17 protein-coding genes are annotated in these 20,349 nt (G+C 68.1%); 6 read left to right on the top strand and 11 right to left on the bottom strand.

Features of this window, described 5'->3' with window-relative positions; all coding sequences use genetic code 11:
- Positions 1 to 124: 124 nt before the first annotated feature.
- Positions 125 to 1,312, bottom strand: coding sequence for a TadA family conjugal transfer-associated ATPase (locus tag ABH933_RS39775; protein WP_429426944.1), 1,188 nt, complete (start codon positions 1,310 to 1,312; stop codon positions 125 to 127).
- A 321-nt stretch (positions 1,313 to 1,633) separates the two neighbouring features.
- Complete coding sequence (gene ssd, locus ABH933_RS39770) at positions 1,634 to 2,722, bottom strand: septum site-determining protein Ssd (RefSeq protein WP_429426942.1); 1,089 nt, start codon at positions 2,720 to 2,722, stop codon at positions 1,634 to 1,636.
- 488 nt (positions 2,723 to 3,210) lie between these two features.
- Here ssd and ABH933_RS39765 point away from each other — a divergent pair, with 488 nt between their 5' ends.
- Complete coding sequence (locus tag ABH933_RS39765; RefSeq protein ID WP_429427027.1) at positions 3,211 to 3,990, top strand: HAD family hydrolase; 780 nt, start codon at positions 3,211 to 3,213, stop codon at positions 3,988 to 3,990.
- Between the two features lie 534 nt (positions 3,991 to 4,524).
- Here the strand turns inward: ABH933_RS39765 and ABH933_RS39760 are convergent.
- From ABH933_RS39760 to ABH933_RS39740, 5 genes are all read right to left on the bottom strand, one after another.
- Positions 4,525 to 5,265 (bottom strand): oxidoreductase, encoded by a 741-nt coding sequence (locus ABH933_RS39760; RefSeq protein WP_429426940.1) that lies wholly within the window; start codon positions 5,263 to 5,265, stop codon positions 4,525 to 4,527.
- Between the two features lie 279 nt (positions 5,266 to 5,544).
- On the bottom strand, positions 5,545 to 7,305 hold the full coding sequence (locus ABH933_RS39755; protein ID WP_429426938.1) for a dipeptide ABC transporter ATP-binding protein: 1,761 nt from the start codon (positions 7,303 to 7,305) through the stop codon (positions 5,545 to 5,547).
- Between the two features lie 8 nt (positions 7,306 to 7,313).
- Positions 7,314 to 8,267 carry an ABC transporter permease gene (locus ABH933_RS39750; protein ID WP_429426936.1) on the bottom strand — a complete coding sequence of 318 codons (954 nt, stop codon included), beginning with the start codon at positions 8,265 to 8,267 and terminating at the stop codon, positions 7,314 to 7,316.
- Positions 8,260 to 9,186, bottom strand: a complete 927-nt coding sequence (locus ABH933_RS39745) for an ABC transporter permease (RefSeq protein WP_429427024.1) — start codon at positions 9,184 to 9,186, stop codon at positions 8,260 to 8,262. Before ABH933_RS39745 ends, ABH933_RS39750 begins: the two co-directional genes overlap by 8 nt.
- A gap of 75 nt (positions 9,187 to 9,261) precedes the next feature.
- Positions 9,262 to 10,923 carry a peptide ABC transporter substrate-binding protein gene (locus ABH933_RS39740; protein WP_429427022.1) on the bottom strand — a complete coding sequence of 554 codons (1,662 nt, stop codon included), beginning with the start codon at positions 10,921 to 10,923 and terminating at the stop codon, positions 9,262 to 9,264.
- A gap of 356 nt (positions 10,924 to 11,279) precedes the next feature.
- Between ABH933_RS39740 and acs the strand changes: the two genes are divergently transcribed.
- The 3 genes from acs (at position 11,280) to ABH933_RS39725 (ending at position 14,964) form a co-directional block, all read left to right on the top strand.
- Positions 11,280 to 13,232, top strand: coding sequence for an acetate--CoA ligase (gene acs, locus ABH933_RS39735; protein WP_429426934.1), 1,953 nt, complete (start codon positions 11,280 to 11,282; stop codon positions 13,230 to 13,232).
- A 258-nt stretch (positions 13,233 to 13,490) separates the two neighbouring features.
- Positions 13,491 to 13,997 (top strand): phage holin family protein, encoded by a 507-nt coding sequence (locus tag ABH933_RS39730; RefSeq protein ID WP_429426932.1) that lies wholly within the window; start codon positions 13,491 to 13,493, stop codon positions 13,995 to 13,997.
- Positions 13,998 to 14,019: 22 nt separating this feature from the next.
- Positions 14,020 to 14,964, top strand: coding sequence for an alpha/beta fold hydrolase (locus ABH933_RS39725; RefSeq protein ID WP_429426930.1), 945 nt, complete (start codon positions 14,020 to 14,022; stop codon positions 14,962 to 14,964).
- Positions 14,965 to 15,192: 228 nt separating this feature from the next.
- Here the strand turns inward: ABH933_RS39725 and ABH933_RS39720 are convergent, their stop codons facing one another.
- From ABH933_RS39720 to nth, 4 genes are all read right to left on the bottom strand, one after another.
- A complete protein-coding gene (locus ABH933_RS39720) occupies positions 15,193 to 16,386 on the bottom strand; it encodes a MarP family serine protease (protein WP_429426928.1) in 1,194 nt (397 codons plus the stop codon).
- Positions 16,387 to 16,512: 126 nt separating this feature from the next.
- The gene (locus ABH933_RS39715) at positions 16,513 to 17,274 is read right to left on the bottom strand and encodes an NUDIX hydrolase (protein WP_429426926.1); all 762 of its coding nucleotides are present in this window, start codon (positions 17,272 to 17,274) and stop codon (positions 16,513 to 16,515) included.
- A 159-nt stretch (positions 17,275 to 17,433) separates the two neighbouring features.
- Positions 17,434 to 18,063 carry a TlpA family protein disulfide reductase gene (locus tag ABH933_RS39710; RefSeq protein WP_429427020.1) on the bottom strand — a complete coding sequence of 210 codons (630 nt, stop codon included), beginning with the start codon at positions 18,061 to 18,063 and terminating at the stop codon, positions 17,434 to 17,436.
- Positions 18,064 to 18,068: 5 nt separating this feature from the next.
- Positions 18,069 to 18,749 carry an endonuclease III gene (nth, locus tag ABH933_RS39705; RefSeq protein WP_215915907.1) on the bottom strand — a complete coding sequence of 227 codons (681 nt, stop codon included), beginning with the start codon at positions 18,747 to 18,749 and terminating at the stop codon, positions 18,069 to 18,071.
- Positions 18,750 to 19,035: 286 nt separating this feature from the next.
- On the opposite strand from nth, the gene ABH933_RS39700 reads away from it, so the two are divergent.
- Positions 19,036 to 19,278, top strand: coding sequence for a hypothetical protein (locus ABH933_RS39700; protein WP_429426924.1), 243 nt, complete (start codon positions 19,036 to 19,038; stop codon positions 19,276 to 19,278).
- A gap of 300 nt (positions 19,279 to 19,578) precedes the next feature.
- Entirely contained in the window at positions 19,579 to 20,253 is a 675-nt protein-coding gene (locus tag ABH933_RS39695) for a Crp/Fnr family transcriptional regulator (RefSeq protein WP_215915400.1), read from the top strand.
- Positions 20,254 to 20,349: the final 96 nt, after the last annotated feature.

Below are 20,349 nucleotides of genomic sequence, written 5' to 3'. Positions count from 1 at the left end.
TGCCATCGGCTGTTTCATCGGACATTCCGTTCTTCGAACAGCCGATGCAGCGCCCCGGCAGCCAGACAGTGGGTGGTATCGGCCCAGGACTCGTGCCGCGATTTCGGTTGTTCCATGAGCTGCTTCATCGGACATTCCGCTCCTCGAGCAGCCGATGCAGCGCCCCGGCGGCCGGGCAGGGTGCGGTATCGGCGCGCCAGGCGGCCTCGATGTGGACCTGGCCGTCTCGATCGCGGACCACCAGGCCGATCTCGGAAAGAGCACGGGCGCCGTCGGGGCGACGGTGGACGTGCACGATCACCTGTATGGCCGCGGCGAGTTGGCTGTGCAGGGCGGCGCGGTTGAGGCCGCCCAGTGCGGCGAGAGCCTCCAGCCGGGCCGGGACCTCGCGCGGGGAGTTCGCGTGCACGGTTCCGGCACCGCCCTCGTGGCCGGTGTTGAGTGCGGTGAGCAGATCCACCACCTCGGCGCCGCGTACCTCGCCGATGACGATGCGGTCGGGGCGCATTCGCAGCGCCTGGCGGACGAGGTCGCGGACCGTCACCTCCCCGGCGCCCTCGACGTTCGGCGGACGGGCCACCAGGCGCACGACATGTGGGTGCGGCGGAGCGAGTTCGGCCGCGTCCTCGACACAAACGATGCGCTCGCTCGCATCGACCGTGGCGAGCAGGCCCGACAGAAGCGTGGTCTTCCCCGCGCCCGTGCCGCCCACCACCAGAAAGGCCAGGCGTGCGCGAATGATGGCTTCCAGCAGCGTCTTTGCTTCGGCGGGGACCGAGCCGGAGGCGGCCAGCGCGTCCAGGCCCTGACTTGCGGGGCGCAGCACGCGCAGGGCCAGGCAGGTACCGGCGGGGGCGATGGGCGCCAGTACCGCATGCAACCGCACGCCGAACGAATCCCCCAGTACCCCGGTACTTTCCGGCAGCCGGCCGTCCACCCAGGGCTGTGCGTCGTCGAGCCGGCGGCCCGCGGCCAGCGCCAGTCGCTGGGCCAGCCGGCGGACCGCGGCCTCGTCGTGGAAGACCACCGACGTGCGCCGCAGTCCGTGGCCTCGGTCGACCCAGACCGAATCCGGCGCTGTCACAAGCACATCGGATACCTGCGGGTCGTGCAGCAGCGGCTCCAGCACACCGGCACCGGTCAGCTCGGTCTGCAGTTGCCGCAGCACTCGCAGCAGGTCGGTGTCGCCGAGCACCCCGCCCGCCTCGGCCCGAATAGCGGCCGCCACCCTCGCCGGATCCGGATCCCCGGACTCCACCGCCAGCCGCTCCCGCACCCGATCCAGCAGCTCACCCGTCACCACCGCGCTCATTGCCGGCACCTCTCGCTCATCGCCCGCCCTTCGCACACATCACCCGTCCTTCGAGCTCACCGCCGACCGTCCGCACGCACCGCTCGCCCCGCGCACACCGCCGACCCTCCGTACGAACCGCTTGGCCTCCGACGCACCGCCCGCCCTTCGCACACATCACCCGTCCTTCGAGCTCACCGTCGGCCCTCCGCACGCACCGCTCGCCCCGCGCACACGCCCACCCTCCATACGCATCGCCGACCCAGCGCCATCGACTTCCCCTGAATTCATCGCCGCCCCCTCGGACATGGCCTACCGCCGTATTCATCGCCGACCCCACGCTCACGCCCTGCCACCGGGCAGAACGGCGAGCACGGCCTCGGCGGCCGTGCGCAACGGACCGCGCGGGACCGCCAGGCCGGTGCGCTCGAGTTGCCCGGCGAGCCCGGGCTGGGCTCGCACCGCGGCCAGCAGCGGCAGGCCCAGTGCCTCGGCGACCTCCGCACCCCGCACACCGCCAGGCGCCGGTCCGCGAACGATCAAGCCCTGGTTCGGGTTTCGGCTGCGGATTCGAGCCGCGGCCGCGCGGGCCGCGGCGATCGAATGCAGCCGCGCCGAGGCGACGAGCACGACGAGATCGGCATCGTCGAGCATCTGATCCGCATGCGGCCCGCGCTCGCGCGAGACATCGCAGACCACCAGGTTGGCACCGGCCCGCCCGGCCTCGAGCACCGCTCGCACCGCGCCCGGGCCGATCTCCTCGGGCGCCGCATCGGCGGTGGGCCGTCCGGAGGCCAGTACGCACAGGCCCGGCGCCGCGGACGGTAGCGCGTCGCGCAGGGTGGACGCGCTCACCCGGCCGTCCTCGATGACCAGATCCGGCCAGCGCAGCCCCGCCACAGACTCGACCCCGAGCAACAGGTCCAGGCCACCGCCGAGTGGATCGCCGTCGACGAGGAGTGTGCCGGAACGGAATCGGGCCGCGGCGGCGGTCAGCGCGACGGCACAGGCGAGGATCGACGCCCCGGCGCCGCCGCCCGCCCCGACGACCGCGACAACGGTTCCGCCGCCCGCGGTGTGCCGGACCGGCTCGGCGAATGCCTCGATCAGCCGATCGGCAGCGGCCGGCAAACCGAGCACCGATTCGGCACCGCCGGCGACGGCCGCCTCCCACTGCGCCACCCCGGGCTCCCCCTCACTGACCAGGATCGTGCCGGGCCGGCGGGGATACCCTGCAACGACACAGTCGCGAGCGGCGGCGGTGTCGAGGATCACCAGGGCGGCCTCGGACCACGCGTATCGGCCGACCGGCATCGAGTGCTCGGCCAGGCGACAGTCGGCAGCAGCCGCGATACGGCGAACCTCCTCGCGCAACCGGGGATCGGTGACGAGCACCAATACCGGCGGCGGGCCCGTTGCATCTGAATTCATGCAGGTCAGCGTGGCCCGAATGCCGTCACGGCACCAGCGGTTACCGCCGGGTTGTGGATAACTCCGGGGGTGTGCACAACATCAGAACTGCGAGTTACGCCCAACGGACACAAGGGAGTCCGACAGGAACGCGCAGCGGCAGCGGGACGAGGTGTCCGGAAATAGAGGACGGCCCCAGCCGGGGGGGGAGGAGGCTGGGGCCGTCGGGGTTCAGCCCCGGGGGGTCGGGCTGAACGCGCCTGGACTATGTCCAGGTGCCAGCAATACTACACCCAGGCCCGGGCGGAAACGCAAGTCCACCGGCCGGGGAAGTTTTTTCCGGCCACCCCGGCGGCAGGGCAGCAAACCCGCCGCACCCGACCATCCGACGCGGTGGATTTTTCCCTATCCTGGACCGCGTGACAGTGGAGGGCGACCAGACGGCTGCGGAAAACCCGGCGACTGCGACGAATACCGGCGGACGGCGAGCGGGCGCACGACCCGCACGGGTGGCCGCTTTCTTCGATCTGGACAAGACGGTGATCGCCAAGTCCAGCGCCTTCGTGTTCAGCAAGCCGTTCTTCGATCAGGGCCTGATCGATCGCCGGACGGTGCTGGAGAGCAGCTATGCCCACTTCTTGTTCCTGCTCTCGGGCGCCGATCACGACCAGATGGAGCGGATGCGCGAGCACCTGACGAAGATGTGCGCGGGCTGGGACGTCGCGCAGGTCCGGGCCGTGGTGGCCGAGACCCTGCATGAGCTGGTGGATCCGCTGATCTACGCCGAGGCGGCCGACCTGATCGCCGACCACAAGATCCGCGGCCACGACGTGGTCATCGTGTCGGCCTCCGGCGAGGAGATCGTCGCGCCCATCGCGGCAGCACTCGGCGCCACTCACACCGCGGCCACCCGGATGGTCGTCGAAAACGGCAAGTACACAGGCGAAGTCGAGTTCTACTGCTACGGCAAGGGCAAGGTCGAGGCGATCGAACGACTCAGTGCCGCAGAGGGTTACGATCTGTCGCGCTGTTACGCGTACTCCGATTCGATCACCGATCTGCCGATGCTGTCCGCGGTCGGTCACCCGACGGCGGTCAATCCGGACCGAAATCTGCGGCGGGAGGTCACAACTCGCGGCTGGCCGATTCTGACCTTCTCGAACCCGGTATCGCTCTGGGCACGCATTCCGGCGCCCTCGTCGACGACCGTCGCCGCGACGGTGCTGGTAGGTCTGAGCGCCGTGGTCGCCGGTGCGATCAGCTACCGGCTGCTGCGCCGGCGCCCCTGAGGGGCAGATCCAGCGGCCCGGCGGGCACGGCTGCCGCGGTGAGATGCGGACCGGATGCGAAACCTATCAATGCAACCACGAAACGCCGGGCGACACGCCGGTTACGAGAAAGTTTCCGCAGGTCTTGCTGTGAGGCCGCTCACAGGCAACAATGGATTCACGGAAGGACGGAAGGCCTAGATCGAAGCGAAGAGAAGCTCCGGCTCTCCCATCCCACCCTTCCCAGCACGGGCACCAGGCACCCACGCGGAGCGCGCCGCGACAAGGGCAAGAGCGTTGTGGGCCTGCGAGATTCGGGCATCCGTCGGCGAGACTTCGCACAGGTTGCGGGGATGAACCGCCGGAGCGCGAAGGATCGCCGAGGCCGCAGAACACAACCGACAAAGCACGCCTGGTAACCCGGTAGTCCGTGCTAGCGGGCGGTGAGGTCGTTCAACGACAACGCCGCCCGCTTTGGTGTGTACACCCTAAATGGGCGCTGCCGGCGAAGCCGTCCGCAGACCGCGCACGGCCGGAGCGAATGCGGAGGTACGCCTAGGCGGCATCCGCGATCGAACGCGCCTCGCGGGCCCCGTCCTCGAAGGCCCCGCAGCAGAACAGCACCCACCCGCCGACGCCCTCGGCCGTGCCGGCCCCGAAGGCCGCCGCCGCGTCCAGGTAGGCCTGACGGCGGCGCAACCAGAACACCTCCGGCACCCCCAGACTGTGCGGGTCCAGCCCACTCGACACCGCTACCAGCCTTGACGCCCCGCGCGCGACGACGCCGTCACCGGCACCGAAGGGCCGCAGCGCCAGCAGCTCGCCGTGCACCACCGCGGCGACGACCGGGGCGGGCGCATTCGAGGTCAGCACGGTCTGCGCGAGCAGGTCCAGCCGCGCGGCGACGTCGTCCCCGGCACGCGGGCGGCCCAGCTGCTCGGAATCGGCGACCAGATCGGCGGCGGCCAGCAGGTGCAGGCGGGCCAGCGCCTGCAGCGGCGCCCGCTGCCAGACGCCGACCAGGTTCTGCAATGCCTCGCCGTCGAGGGCCTGGCCGACGCGCAGCGCGCCGGTCAGGATCGGATCGCCGACGGTGCCCGGCTCGGGCAGCTCCGTGCGACCCCCGTCGATCGCCGCGGACGACCGCGCCGCACGCACCGCGGCCTCCGCAGCCGTGGTCGGCCACCCCCGCCGGTTCGCCTTGTGCCGGTGCACCTCGGCGAGCGCGTCGCGGGCCCGATCGGCCGCGTCGCGCACACCAGGCAGGTCGACCAGGGGCTGCAGGACATCGTTCACAGGCGTCCACGGTACTCGAGCGGCACAGCACGCCTCGCACGCCGGACCCCGAGCTCGTGCGCGGCCCAGTTCCTCACCAGCCGGCCCCGACCCGAACCACAGGCCCGACACCGACCAGCGCAACCCACCCGCCAGCCGACCCCGACCCCGACCCCGACCCCGACCAGATGCGGACAACGACCAGCGCACGCAACCGGCCGACACCGACCGAATCACATCTTCCAACCGACGAGAGCGCAGCACCGCGTGCGTCGGTCACACGCGGTGCGGCGCCCGGTCCTACGCCGTATCGAGCAGGTCCCGGCCCGGAATCGCCTCCAGCAACTTGCGGGTGTACTCCTGCTGCGGATTGTCGAAGACCTCGGTGGCGGTGGCGGCCTCCACGATCCTGCCCTGCTCCATCACCACAACGTCGTCGGCGATCTGCCGCACCACCGCCAGGTCGTGGGTGATGAACAGATACGACAACCCGAGTTCGGCCTGCAGATCGTTCAGCAGTTTGAGGATCTGCGCCTGCACCAGCACGTCCAGGGCCGAGACGGCCTCGTCGCAGACGACGACCTCGGGCGAGAGCGCCAGCGCCCGAGCGATGGCGACGCGCTGACGCTGGCCGCCGGAGAGCTCGTTCGGGTAGCGCCGCATGACCGAGGCGGGCAGCGCGACCTTGTCCAGCAGATCCCGGACGGTGGCCTCGCGCTGCGCGGAGTCACCTATGTGGTGGGTGCGCAGCGGCTCCTCGATGGTGCGGTAGATCGAGTACATCGGGTCCAGGGATCCGTACGGATTCTGGAAGACCGGCTGCACCCGGCGGCGAAAGGCCATGGCACCCTTGCGGTCCAGCTTCGTGACATCCCTGTTCTCGAAAGTGACCGTGCCCGAGGTAGGTTCGAGCAGAGCCAGCACCATCTTGGCAACCGTCGACTTGCCGGAACCGGACTCACCGACGATCGCGGTGGTGGTGCCGCGTTTGAGCCGGAACGAAACATCATCCACAGCAAGGAAATCCGTCGACTTCCACGGCACGCTGCCGCGCACCTTGTACACCTTGGTGAGGTTTTCGACGACCATCACATCGTCGGAGACAGCGGCGATCTCGGTGTCGGCGGCGGCCATCTCCTCGGCCACCCGGACCGCCTGTTCCCGGATCCCGGCGCGGTGCCGGGACGAGGACAGCCGCTGCGAGGCCAGCGACGGCGCCGAATTGACCAGCCGCTTGGTGTACAGATGCTGGGGTTCACGCAGAATCTGCAGTGCCGGACCGGATTCCACCACATTGCCGCGGTACATCACCACCAAATGCTCGGCCCGTTCGGCGGCCAGCCCGAGATCGTGGGTGATGAGCAGCACGGCCGTGCCCAGGTCGCTGGTCAGCTCAGCCAGGTGGTCGAGGATCCGGCGCTGCACAGTGACGTCGAGCGCCGAGGTCGGCTCGTCCGCGATGAGCAGTTTCGGCCGGCAGGCCAGCCCGATCGCGATCAACGCACGCTGGGCCATACCGCCGGAGAACTCGTGCGGATACTGGTTCATGTGCTTGGCGGCATCCGACATGCCCGCCTGTTCGAGCAGCTCGATCGCCTTCGCCTTCGCCTCCGCCCCCTTGGCGATTCCGTTGGCCACCAGCGTTTCCCGCACCTGGAATCCGACCTTCCAGACAGGGTCCAGATTGGTCATCGGGTCCTGCGGGACGAATCCGATGCCGTTGCCCCGCACCGCAATCACGTCCCGCTTGGATGCGGCCGCAAGATCCTTGCCGTCGAACAGAATTCGGCCGGAGGTCACCCTTCCGGTGCCGGGCAGGAGATCAATGACCGCGTGCGCGGTCGTCGACTTGCCCGACCCCGATTCGCCGACGATGGCCACCGTCTGCCCCGGATACACCGACAGGCTCACATCGCGGACGGCGGGGACCTTCTTACCGTCGGAGGTGAAACAGACATTCAGGTCCTGGATTTCGAGCAGTGGCGCATCGGTCGAGCCGCCGCCCGCATCGACTACGGCACCGGATTCCTTTGTGGCCTTTTTCTTTATGGTCTCGGACATATCCGCGCTCACCTCCTGCGGGCCTTGGGATCCAGCGCATCGCGCACCGCATCGCCGAGCATGATGAAACTCAGCACCGTCAACGCCAGTGCCGTTGCGGGGTAGAACAGGATCCCCGAGGTACGGATCGACTTCTGATCCGCGGCGATATCGATACCCCACGACACCAGCGTTTGAGGCAGACCGACACCGAGGTACGACAGTGTCGCCTCGGTCACGATGAAGACGCCGAGCCAGATGGTGGACACCACGATCAGCGGACCGGCCGCATTCGGCAATACGTGGCGCATCAGTATTCGCCCTGGCGATACCCCCAATGCCTTTGCTGCCGTGACATATTCACTGTTCTTGGCCTGTATGACCGCACCACGGGCGATGCGGGCGGCCTGGGGCCAGGTGAACGCGCCCAGCACCAGGATGACCGTCCAGATGGTGCGCGAATTGAGCAGCTGCATGATCACGATTCCGGCCAGGATCAACGGCAGCGCAAAGAAGATCTCGGCCACCCGGGAGATCACCACATCGAGTATCCCGCCATAGAATCCGGACAGCGAACCGAGAACGCCACCCACGAGGACGAACAACACGGTGGCCCCGATACCGCAGGCCACCGAGGCCCGGGTGCCGTAGACGGTCCTGGCGAAGACATCACAACCCTGTCGGTCGAACCCGAACGGATGCCCGGAGCGGCTCGGCGCCATGCTCTGCGCGGTATCGCAGTAATGCGGATCCAGGCCGGTGAACAGCTGCGGCCACGCCACGACAAGCAGCACGAACAGGATCAGCAACACCGAGAGAATGAAGATCGGGTTGCGCCGCAACTGTTTCCACGCGTCTCGCCAGATACTGGTCGGCGATCCGGCGTCCTGGACCCGGTCGATGGCCAGCACCTCCACCTCGTCGGGCGGTGCGACAAAATATTCCTGGGTGCGCCGTGGGGCGCTGTATTCGGTGTCAGGCATAGCGGATCCGTGGGTCGAGGGCGGCGTAGAGCAGGTCGACAACGAGGTTCGACAGCAGGAAGACCACGATCATCACCGTCACGAACGACACGACCGTCGGCGCCTCGCCACGAATGACCGCCTGGTAGAGGGTGCCGCCCACACCGGGGATATTGAAGATCCCCTCGGTGACCACCGCACCGGCCATCAGCGCACCGAGATCGGTGCCGAGGAAGGTCACCACCGGGACCATCGAATTGCGCAGGATATGGACGACGACCACGCGGCGCCGGCTCAGCCCCTTCGCGGTCGCGGTCCGCACGAAATCGGCGGTCATGTTCTCCGCCACCGAGTTTCGGGTCAGGCGTAACACGTAGGCGAAGGACAACGACCCCAGGACGAAGCCCGGAAGTACCAGCTTCCCCCAGGGGGCGTCGCCTGTCACCGTCACCGGCGCGATACCCCACTTCACGCCCAGCAGAAACTGCGCGAGAAATCCGACCACGAAGATCGGCACCGCAATGAGCACCAGACTGACCACGAGCAGGGTCGAGTCGAACAGTCTGCCCTTGCGCAGCCCGGCGATCACGCCGAACGTCACGCCGAAGACGCCCTCCACAACCAGCGCAATCACGCTGAGCCGGAACGTGATCGGGAAGGCCCGGGCGAGTTCCTCGCGTACCGGCCGCCCGGAGAACGAGGTTCCGAAGTCGAGGGTGAAGATGCCTTTCAGATAGTCGAGGTATTGGATGATGAACGGCTGATCCAGGTGATACCGGGCGCGCAGCGTGGCGGCCACCGCCGGGGTGAGCGGCTTGTCGCCGGCCAGCGCTTGAATCGGGTCACCCGGGATCAGGAAGACCATTCCGTAGATGAGCAGCGTCGCCCCGAGAAAAACGGGAATCATCTGGAGCAGACGCCGCACGATGAACCAGGCCATGATGCCTCCGCGGTCGTGGACCAGGGCCGTGCCCATCGCCCGCCGGACGATGGGCACGGCCCCGGTTGTCTGCCATTACTTCTTGACGATGTTCTCGAAATCGAACAGGCCGGAATAGGTCATCGGCGCCGCCTGCACATTCTCGGAGCGGCCACCGTTGGCTATGTAGTCGAGCACCGGGATATCGGCCATATCCTTGATCAGAACGGCCTGAGCCTGAGCGGCAAACGTGAACTCCTCATTCGCGGTCGGCGCCGCCTCCGCCTTGTTGAGAAGCGCGTCGAAGTCAGGGTTGCAGTAGGCGACGTCGTTGGTATCCGAACCACAGGTGTACTGGGAGCTCAGGAATTCCAGGATGGACGGATAGTCCGCCTGCCAGCCATAACGGAAGGCCGCACCGATGGTCTTGTTGTGGACCTGATCACGAATCTGCTTGAAGGTCGGGGACGGCTTCCCGATCGCCTCGATGCCGAGAGTGTTCTTGATGCTGTTGGCCGTGGCATCGATCCACGCCTGGTGGCCACCATCGGAGTTGTAGGCGATTTCGAATGTGCCCGACCAGGGTGAGATCGCATTCGCCTGCGCCCACAGCTGCTTGGCCTTGTCGGGGTTGTACTGCAGCATGTCCTCACCGGGCAGGTCCGCGGTGAATCCGGGCAGGGAGGCGGTGGCGAAATCACGTGCCGGGTTCTTGGTGCCGTGCCAGATATTGTCGGCGATCTCCTTGCGGTTGATCGCCATCGAGACGGCCTGGCGGCGCAGTACGCCCTCCGGGCCGCCGAAGTGTGGCACGTTCTGCTGAATGCCGAGGTGCTGGTCCTGCGCGGTCGGCTTCGAGATGGCCCGATCGCCGAGATCCTTCTTGTACGTGGTCAGGGCATTGTCCGGAATGGTGTCCAGCGCATCGAGATTACCGGCCAGCAGATCGTTGTAGGCGGTCTCGTAGGACTGGTACATCACGAACTTCAGGCCCTTGTTCTTGGGCGGGCGGCCACCGTGATAGTCCGGATTCGGCACCACATCGATCGAGACGTTGTGCTTCCAGGCGTCGGAGGCCGCCATCTTGTAGGGGCCGTTGCCGATCGGGTTCGCGCCGTACGCCTTCATGTCCTTGTAGGCGACCGAGGGCAGCGGATAGAACGGCGCGAAACCCATCTCGAGCTCGAAGTCGATCGACGGATGGATGAGATCGACGGTGAAGGTGTGGTCGTCGACGATCTTCAGGCCCGACATCGCCTGCGCCTTGGGCGGAGTCGCGGACACGTCGTCGTAGCCGGCGATCGGCGCGAACACCCAGTTCTGCACCTGCGCGTTGGTGGCGAGTGCGCCGTAGTTCCAGGCGTCGACGAACGATTTGGCCGTCACCGCCTCGCCGTTGGTGAACTTCCAGTCCGGCTTGAGGGTGATCTTGTAGTGCTGTCGATCCGTCGACTCGATCGACTGCGCAACCTCGTTGTGTGCATTGCCATCCGCGTCGTAGTACTTCAACCCGGCCCACAGCCGGTCGACCACGCGGCCGCCCATGTTCTCATTGGTGTTGGTCGGAACCAGCGGATTCTGCGGCTCGCCGGCGTTGACCGTCGCGATCCCGCCGCCCGCACCTCCGCCCCCGGACGAGCAGGCGGTCAACGCCAGGCTGCTGCTCAACAATACTGCCGCGGCCAGCGCGGTAATCGTCTTGACTCTCAACGCATACTCCCGAACTCCAGGACGAGCGAGCCGACCGGCGGCGTGCATGGGGTCTCCCGCACGAGCCTGACGTTCGCCATAGGTGAATCGGACAGTAGCCATCCGACCGGTTGTTGTCAGCGGATCGAGTCGGGTTGATCCGCCTTGTTAGCAAAGTGGCAACATTTGTGACGCATAACCGCGAATTCGGGTAACACTCTGCACAATCGAGTGGACATCGTGCCAGGCAGGCGATCGGGGACATGGTGACCGGCCAGTCAAGAAACATCGGAGCGGACGGGACCGTAATGCACGGCGCTCCTCCGGCCACCGAGACCTGACCACGGCGCAGGTCGGACTCCGTTACTGTCGGAACGTGGCCGCGCTCACCCCCCGGCCGAAGCGCATGCGAAAGAAGAGGCGAGATGACCGAGAACACCGCTGATCACATGAACGCGTACCCTCCGACCGCGCAATTCGCCGCCGCGGCCAACGCCGACGCGTCCATGTACGACCGGGCCGTCGCCGATCGCGACGCGTTCTGGGCCGAGCAGGCGAACCGGTTGCATTGGCACGAACCCTTCAGTCGCGTCCTGGACTGGGACGACGCCCCCGTCGCTCGCTGGTTCGCGGACGGCAAGCTCAACGTCGCCTACAACTGCGTGGATCGGCACGTCCTGGATGGCCACGGTGAGCAGGTCGCCGTCCACTGGGAGGGCGAGCCCGGCGATTCCCGCGACATCACCTACGCCCAGCTGCTGGCCGAGGTGTCCCGGGCGGCGAACTACCTGACCTCGCTCGGCCTGGTGGCCGGCGACCGGGTCGCGATCTACATGCCGATGGTGCCCGAAGCGATCGTCTCGATGCTGGCCTGTGCCCGCCTGGGCCTGACCCATTCGGTGGTCTTCGCGGGCTTCTCCCCCAGCGCCCTGCGCCAGCGCGTGGACGACGCGCAGGCCCGGCTGGTGATCACCACCGACGGGCAGTGGCGCCGGGGCAAGGCGGCCCCGCTGAAGGAGGCCGTCGACGAGGCGCTGATCGGCGGCTCGCACAGTGTCGAACACGTTCTGGTGGTGCGCCGCACCGAGATCGAGGTGCCGTGGACCGACGGGCGCGACGTGTGGTGGCACGAGACCGTGGCCGAGGCGTCGGCCGAGCACGAGGCGCAGGCGTTCGACGCCGAGCACCCGCTGTTCATCCTGTACACCTCCGGCACCACCGGCAAGCCCAAGGGCATCCTGCACACCTCCGGCGGCTACCTCACCCAGAACTCCTACACCCATCACAACGTCTTCGACCACAAGGCCGGCCAGGACGTGTACTGGTGCACCGCCGACATCGGCTGGGTGACCGGGCACAGCTACATCGTCTACGGCCCGCTGGCCAACCGCGCCACCCAGGTCGTCTACGAGGGCACCCCGAACTTCCCCGACGAGCACCGGCACTGGCAGATCATCGAAAAGTACGGCGTCACAATCTATTACACCGCCCCCACGCTGGTGCGGACCTTCATGAAATGGGGCCGGGAGATCCCGGACGCGCACGACCTGTCCTCGATCCGGGTGCTGGGCAGCGTGGGCGAGCCCATCAATCCCGAGGCCTGGCGCTGGTACCGCGAGGTCATCGGGTCGAATTCGGCGCCGATCGTGGACACCTGGTGGCAGACCGAGACCGGCTCGATCATGATCTCACCGCTGCCCGGCGCGACCGCCGCCAAGCCCGGCGCCGCCATGACGCCGCTGCCCGGCATCTCGGCGAAGGTCGTCGACGAGGAGGGAAATCCGGTGCGGCTCGGCGAGACCGAGGCCAACGGGTACCTGGTCCTGGATCAGCCGTGGCCCTCGATGCTGCGCGGCATCTGGGGTGATCCGGAGCGCTACCAGGCGACCTACTGGGATCGCTACGGCGACAAGGGCTGGTACTTCGCCGGTGACGGCGCCAAGCTCGACAAGGACGGCGACCTGTGGGTGCTGGGCCGGGTGGACGACGTCATGAACGTCTCCGGACACCGGATCTCCACCGCCGAGGTCGAATCCGCACTCGTCGGGCACTCCGGCGTCGCCGAGGCCGCGGTGGTCGGCGCCAGTGACGACACCACCGGACAGGGCATCGTCGCGTTCGTCATCCTGACCGCCGAGGCGAAGAACACCGGCCAGGATCTGGTCGCCGAGCTCAAGGCCGAGGTCTCGCGCGAGATCAGCCCGATCGCCCGCCCCCGCGAGATCCACATCGTGCCAGAGCTGCCCAAGACGCGGTCGGGCAAGATCATGCGGCGCCTGCTGCGCGACGTCGCCGAGGGCCGCGAACTCGGCGACACCTCGACCCTGGTGGATCCCAACGTCTTCGAGGCCATCCGCACCCAGAAGACGAACTGGTAGGCGACCACCGGTAGCCGACGAAAGCCCGGGCGCACACCCGCGCCCGGGCTCGATGCCACTCTCCGAGCCGCGCGAATACAGCTCGCGCGGCGCGTTTCCCACGTCGGTACTGGGCGCGGTCCCGTTCACCGCTAGCCTCTAACGGAAAGAACTCGCGCCGACGGATAACGTTGCCACCACAGGCCCGAGACAGGCCGCCGCGGTCACCGAATCACCGGCGGCCGAGCCGGACAGCACGGACAGGGAGAGGTCGAGCAATTGAGTACACAGGGCGGTAACGGGCAGGGCGCCGATCGCGGCCGGACCATTACCTCTATTCCGCTGTCCGAGGTCGACACGACCCGCAATGCCAGCGTCGGCGACCTGGTCCGCGATGCCACCGAGCAGATGTCGACCCTGGTCCGTGCGGAGGTCGCGCTGGCCAAGGCCGAGGTCACCGGGGAAATCCGCAAGGGCCTGATGGGCAGCGTCTACTTCATCGCCGCGCTGGTCGTCCTGCTGTATTCCACGTTCTTCTTTTTCTTCTTCCTGGCCGAACTGCTGGATGTGTGGCTGTACCGCTGGGCCGCATTCCTGATCGTCTTCGGCATCATGCTCGCGGCGACCATCTTCCTGGCGCTGCTGGGATATCTGAAGGTGCGTAAGTTGCGGGCCCCGGCCAAGACCATCGAATCGCTGAAATCGGCGCGCACGGTGCTGCCGCAGGGGCTGGGGTCGCACGCCGCGCCGGAGGACGTCGACGTGGTCGACAAGTCCGCCAGCTGATCGGCCAACTACGCTTTCGGGCGTGTCGTTGAACCCGAGTCCGGATCCGTCGAGCGTGCGCTACGACGGACCATGGACCCACAAGGACGTGCATGCCAACGGCATTCGATTCCACGTCGCCGAGGCCGCACCCGAATCCGGCGTGGCCCCGGACGCGCCGTTGGTGCTGTTGTTGCACGGATTCGGCGACTTCTGGTGGTCGTGGCGGCATCAACTGACCGGCCTGGCCGGGCTGGGCCTGCGCGCGGTCGCGGTCGACCTGCGCGGCTACGGTGACTCGGACAAGCCCCCGCGCGGCTACGATGGCTGGACTCTGGCCGGCGACGTCGCCGGGCTGATTCGCGCACTGGGACACACCGATGCCGTCCTGGTCGGTCATGCCGAGGGTGGGCTGGTGTGCTGGGCGACCGCCGTGCTGCATCCGCGGCTGGTGCGTTCGATCGCGGTGGTGAGCTCCCCGCACCCGGTGGCGCTGAAGCAGGCGGTGCTCCGCGATCGGCACCAGCGCCGTGCCTGGCTGCCGAACTTCCTGCGCTACCAGCCGCCCCGCACCGGCGAGCGCCTGCTGACCCGGCGCGACGGTTTCGAGGTGGAACGGCTGCTGCGGCAGCGAGCCGGTGGACAGTGGACCGGCTCTGCCGAATTCGTCGACACGGCCAACCGGATGCGCGCGGCGATCCGGATCTCCGGCACCGCGCACTGCGCGCTGGAATATCAGCGCTGGGCATTCCGTAGCCAGTGGCGCCCCGACGGTCACCGGTTCATGACGATGATGCGCGAGCCGGTCCGCATCCCGGTGCTCTGCCTGCACGGCGAGCAGGATGCCTACATCCTGGCCTCGACCGTGCGCCGGGGGCGGCATCTCTCCCCCGGCCGCCGACTCGTATCCATCCCGGACGCCGGACATTTCGCGCATCAGGAGAACCCCTCGTCCGTGACCGCCGAGATCGCCAAACTGATCGGCTAGGAAGAGCAGTAGATGCGGGTGACGATCAAGTGGCCACCGTCGATCATTTCGTTCGGGCCGAAGTTGCGCCGACCGTACTTCGTCTCAATCCACCACCGAGTGCCATCGCACCGACAATGAACAGTCTTCTCATCGTGTCCCCTCCCCGATTGTCCCCAGATGACTTCCGGGGAAGTCACAATCACGAGGAGCTCACGGTCGCAAGGAATTTCGCTCATTGTCGACGGTCTAGCTCAGCACGCACCCCCCGGTCGGCACCGCGTTGGTCGACCCCGCCGCCACGTTGAGATCCGACTGCACCTCCGCGAGGGTCAGCACGTATCCGGTGTCGTCGTCGGTGACGGCCGCACCGAACACCACGCCGAGCACCTCACCCTTCGTATCCACCAGCGGCCCACCGGAATTGCCCGCGCGGACCTGCCCGCGCACGGTGTAGACCTCACGCTCGACGGTCGCGCTCTTGTAGATGTTCGGACCGGTCAGATCCAGGGTCTCGCGTACGCGGGCGGCGCTGGCGGTGTAGTTGCCGCCGCCGGGATAGCCGAGCACGATCGAGCTCTCACCCGATTTGGCGGCGGCCGGGGCGAGCGGCACGACCGGCGCCTGCAGGCCCGGAACAGCCAGTATCGCAACGTCTTTGGACGGATCGAACAGCGCCACGGTGGCATTCAGCGGGCCCCGGGCGGTATCGACCTGCAGGCTGTTGGTACCCGCGACCACATGTGCGTTGGTCATGATCCGCTCGGGTGCGACCACGAAGCCCGACCCCTCCAGCATGCGCTGGCAGCTCGACGCGACACCGCGGATGCGCAGCACGCTGTGCTGCAGGTTCAACGCGACGGGGCTGTCCAGCACGCTCGGATCCGGCGGCGCCACCGCGGCGATCGGCGCGCGGCTGAACGGCCCGATGACGTCCGGCAGCCCGGAGGTGTTGAGCAGCTTGGAGAATTCGTTGGGCACCCGGCGCAACCAGCTCGGCGCGACCTTGTTGACGTTCGAGAGCACCCGCGAGCCGTTCACCGCCGCGGCGATACCGGGCTGCGAGGAGGAGGCCAGCGGCAGCGCCAGCAGCCACGCGGTGGCCAGCACCGCGACCGCCTGCAGGCCCGCGCCCACGACGCTGTCGACACTGCGGACGAAGGGATTTCGCATGCCGCTGCGCGCCGCGCGCCCCAGCACCATGCCGGCCACCTCGCCGACGATGACCAGCGCCACGATCAGCACCACGCCGACCAGGACGCGTTTGCGGCCCTCGCTGATGTGAACCAGGATGTGCGGCGCGATCAGGATCCCGGCGACCGCGCCCAGGATCACGCCCAGAAACGCCAGGGCCGAGGCGACCGCGCCCTGCCGCCATCCCGAGGATGCGGCCAGCAGCGCGATGATCACGACGGCGATGTCGAGCCAGTCCGATGCGGTCACGACTGCACCTCGCTGGCGCTCGGCTCCGTCGTGCCCGAGAAGGGCTGTGTCATGGTTCCCTCGCTGCGCTCGGCTCCGTCGTGCCTTCGGCGGGCTGGCCTATTGGCTCACTCCGCTTCGCTCCGTTCACAGCGTCATCCCCACTGCCGCCAGCGAAGACTGCAGATCACGCACATCGTGGTAGTCCCACTCCCGTTCCCAGCCCGAGACCGCAAGCAGCCCGGCCAGCACGCCCGCGGTGAAACCCCACACGAGCATGCCGTCGACCGCGAACGCCGGGCCCATGTATCCCAGCGGATGCCGGACCACGAACCGATTGGCCGGGTCGACCAGATCCGCGAGCGGCACCCGCGCCACGCGCGCCGCCTCGGCCTCGCTGACCACTCGCACCGGGCCGGGGGTGCGCCAATACGCGACCACCGGCGTCACATCGAAGCGCGAGGGCGGCACGAAGATCTTGGGCAGCACCGCGATCGGGTCGACGCCCGCGCGCTCGAGGCCGGTCTCCTCCCAGGCCTCGCGCAGCGCCGTGTCGATGGGTCCGTGATCGCCCGGCTCCACTCCACCGCCGGGAAATGCGACCTGCCCGCGGTGTTCGCGTAGCGTGGCCGCGCGCTGAGTGAGCAGCACGTCCGCATCGCGCGGCAGCCCGCCCGGCGCGCCCGGATCGGATGCGACGGCGCCGCCGAACAGTACGAGCACCGCGGCCTGACGGGGCCGCAGCGCCGCCGCGGCAACCTGCTTCATAGCGGTTCGGTTCAGCACCGGGTTGATGCCGTCGGGATCGGCGGGCTTGCGCTCGACGACGCCGCGTAGCCATTGCGGGATGCCCTCGGTTACCAGGCCCGGTCTGGCCCGGAACCCGTCGTGGCCCTCGCCCTCACGCACACTGCCTCCTTGCGGCCTCGTCGCCGTATTCGCTACCGACGGCGCGGCATTCACCACCCCCGGTCGAGCCGCCGGGCGTGCGTACACCGGACCGCTCGTTTGCACGGTAATCGCAACCCCGGCCGAGCGCTCGGCGACGACTCGGATCTCGACCAGTAGTCATACCCGGACCCCGAGGTCCGCCGCGACGGTTTCGGCGATATCGCCCGCATTGCCGAACGGTCGCACGATCACCTTGGCGATCGAACCATCGGCGCGGACCAGCACCGAAACCGGGAGCACCGAGGGCGCGCCGACCGCGGTGCGGACCTTCGCCGCGCCGTCCTGCACACCCGGCAGGTGTACATCCAGGTCGTGCAGGCGCGCCAGGGCCTTCGCCTCGGCGGGATCGCTGTGCACGGTCAGCACGGTGACCGCCGGCCCGGCCCGGTCGGCGAACTGCTGCAGGGCCGGCAGTTCCTGTGCGCACGGCTGGCACCAGTACGCCCACAGATTCACCAGCGCGGGCCGCCCGGCCAGCGCGGCGGCCAGGTCGACCGGATGGCCGTCGTTCAGGCAGTCGAGGGTGATCCCGGCCAGCGAACCCGCCGCCGCGGCGCCCGTGGGCCGCGGGCAGTCCGCCAGCGCGGCCGCCGCGCGCGCGGCGGCCGTGACGCCGGAATCGGACTGTTGCGCCGATGCCGTCGGCGAGGCGGCAGGGCCGGGCCGCTGCGCGCGCGGCCACAGCGCGACCGCCAGCGCGACGACCGCGATCAGCCCGACGAAGGTCCAGCGCCAGGCCGCGGGAATCGACCTCACCGGCCGGCCAATTCGAGCAGATGTTCGGCCTCGGGTCCCTTGATCAGCGCGGCCGCGGCGGCCGGATCGGTCGGGCCCTCCCCGAAGGAGGGGCAGTCCTTGGCCAGCAGGCACGCGCCGCAGGCGGGTTTGCGGGCATGACACACCCGGCGGCCGTGGAAGATCACCCGGTGCGAGAGCATCGTCCAGTCCTTGCGCTCGATCAGCTCGCCCACCGCGTGCTCGACCTTGACCGGATCTTCTTCTGTAGTCCAGCCCCAGCGGCGCACCAGCCGCCCGAAATGGGTGTCGACTGTGATACCCGGCACATCGAACGCATTACCGAGGATAACGTTGGCGGTTTTACGGCCGATTCCCGGCAGCGTGACCAATTCCTCCAGGCTGCCGGGCAATTCTCCGTCGTACCGCTCCAGCAGCGCCTGACCCAGCCCGATGAGCGAGTTGGTCTTGTTGCGGTAGAAACCGGTCGGGCGGATGTATTCCTCGAGTTCGGTGCGATCGGCCTCGGCATAGGCGCGGGCGTCGCGGTAGCGGGCGAACAGCGCGGGGGTGGTCAAATTCACGCGGACATCGGTGCACTGCGCGGAAAGAATTGTCGCCACGGCCAATTCGAGCGGGGTGGTGAAATCCAGTTCGCAGTGCGCATCCGGGAACGCCAGGGTCAGCGTGCGATTCATGCGGCGCGCGCGGCGCACCAGGCTCAGGCGCGTTTCGGCGGCGAACTTGGCCGCACGCACGGCGGATGCGTTCCGCCGCCGCGGAGTTTCGACAGTCTTCGACGCGGCCCCGTCGCTCCCGGGCGTGGCGCTGAGTCTGGGTTCAGGCACGAGTCCACCTTACGGATACACACCGACACCGAGCCCCCGTCGGGGCCGTCGCGGACCCGAAGACGCCACCGGGTGTGACCCTCCCAGATGACCTCCCGTGTTCCATCCGAGACCTTCTCAGTGTTTACTCCTCCGTATGCAAGGACTCGCTGTGGTGCTCTTCCCGGTGGTGCTGATGCTGTTCGCGCTGTTCATGGAACGCGTCGAAAATCGGCTTCGCAAACTGCTCGAACCGGAAGAAGAGGTCCAGCAATACCTCGACCGTGCCAGCAATGCAGAGGTGAACGAGCTGGCCAAACTCGGCGTGCCCGCCGCCGCGACCCGGATGGGTCCGCGCCGCGCACGCGGCGACGAATTGGACGTCGCCCAGGCCAGCTGACACAGCGTTCGATACGGTGTTGGCCGATACCCGCGAACGGGGTCGGTGAGTCGGCGGGGTGGGGACAACGCCGCGATCGCGGGAACCTTTCGGACATCGCGGTCGTTTCACCAACCGCACATAACGTGGTGTCGGTCACTACGCTGCCCGAATGCAAAGTAGACTGCACTGTCGGCCGTTCGCTTCGGTCCGGCCAGGACCCGGGGCGACAGCGACGGGCCCGCAAGCGGCAGCTTGCGTCGTCACCACGTTGTGGCCCGCTGCCGCTAGTACACCGTCAATCCCATAAGGAGCACATTCGTGGACGAGGCCCTCGCCAGAGCAGGCATCTTCCAAGGCGTCGAGCCCACCGCGGTGGCCGCTCTCGCCAAACAACTACAGCCTGTCGACTTTCCTCGCGGTCACATCATCTTCAACGAGGGTGAGCCGGGCGACCGGCTGTACATCATCACATCGGGCAAGGTGAAGATCGGCCGCCGCTCCCCCGATGGCCGGGAGAACCTGCTGACCATCATGGGCCCGTCGGACATGTTCGGCGAGCTCTCGATCTTCGACCCGGGCCCGCGCACCTCCACGGCCACCACCGTGACCGAGGTCCGCGCCGTGACGATGGACCGCGATGCGCTCAAGTCGTGGATCGATCAGCGCCCGGAGATCGCCGAGCAGCTGCTGCGTGTGCTGGCCCGCCGCCTGCGCCGCACCAACAACAACCTGGCCGACCTCATCTTCACCGACGTCCCCGGCCGCGTTGCCAAGGCGCTGCTGACGCTGGCCCAGCGGTTCGGCACCCAGGAGGCCGGCGCGCTGCGCGTCACGCACGACCTCACCCAGGAGGAGATCGCCCAGCTGGTCGGCGCCTCCCGCGAGACCGTGAACAAGGCCCTGGCCGACTTCGCGCACCGCGGCTGGCTGCGGCTCGAGGGCAAGAGCGTGCTGATCTCCGACTCGGAGCGTCTAGCCCGCCGCGCTCGCTGAGCCGCGCCACCACAACCGAACTCGTCATCCCGGCGTGCTCGTGGCCGGGATCCAGCGCATGGATCCCGGCCAATTGCATGCCGGGATGACGTGTCC

The sequence above is a fragment of the Nocardia sp. GP40 genome (assembly GCF_050434125.1).
In the GTDB taxonomy this organism is placed as follows: Bacteria; Actinomycetota; Actinomycetes; order Mycobacteriales; family Mycobacteriaceae; genus Nocardia; species Nocardia albiluteola.
This window is presented reverse-complemented; position numbering and strand designations above follow the sequence as displayed.

Bases quoted from the DNA above. Each gene is read 5' to 3' on its own strand.
- ABH933_RS39775 (WP_429426944.1), bottom strand. From the start codon at position 1,312: ATGAGCGCGGTGGTGACGGGTGAGCTGCTGGATCGGGTGCGGGAGCGG.
- ssd (WP_429426942.1), bottom strand. From the start codon at position 2,722: ATGAATTCAGATGCAACGGGCCCGCCGCCGGTATTGGTGCTCGTCACC.
- ABH933_RS39755 (WP_429426938.1), bottom strand. From the start codon at position 7,305: ATGTCCGAGACCATAAAGAAAAAGGCCACAAAGGAATCCGGTGCCGTA.
- ABH933_RS39750 (WP_429426936.1), bottom strand. From the start codon at position 8,267: ATGCCTGACACCGAATACAGCGCCCCACGGCGCACCCAGGAATATTTT.
- ABH933_RS39745 (WP_429427024.1), bottom strand. From the start codon at position 9,186: ATGGCCTGGTTCATCGTGCGGCGTCTGCTCCAGATGATTCCCGTTTTT.
- ABH933_RS39740 (WP_429427022.1), bottom strand. From the start codon at position 10,923: ATGCACGCCGCCGGTCGGCTCGCTCGTCCTGGAGTTCGGGAGTATGCG.
- acs (WP_429426934.1), top strand. From the start codon at position 11,280: ATGACCGAGAACACCGCTGATCACATGAACGCGTACCCTCCGACCGCG.
- nth (WP_215915907.1), bottom strand. From the start codon at position 18,749: ATGAATCGCACGCTGACCCTGGCGTTCCCGGATGCGCACTGCGAACTG.
- ABH933_RS39700 (WP_429426924.1), top strand. From the start codon at position 19,036: ATGCAAGGACTCGCTGTGGTGCTCTTCCCGGTGGTGCTGATGCTGTTC.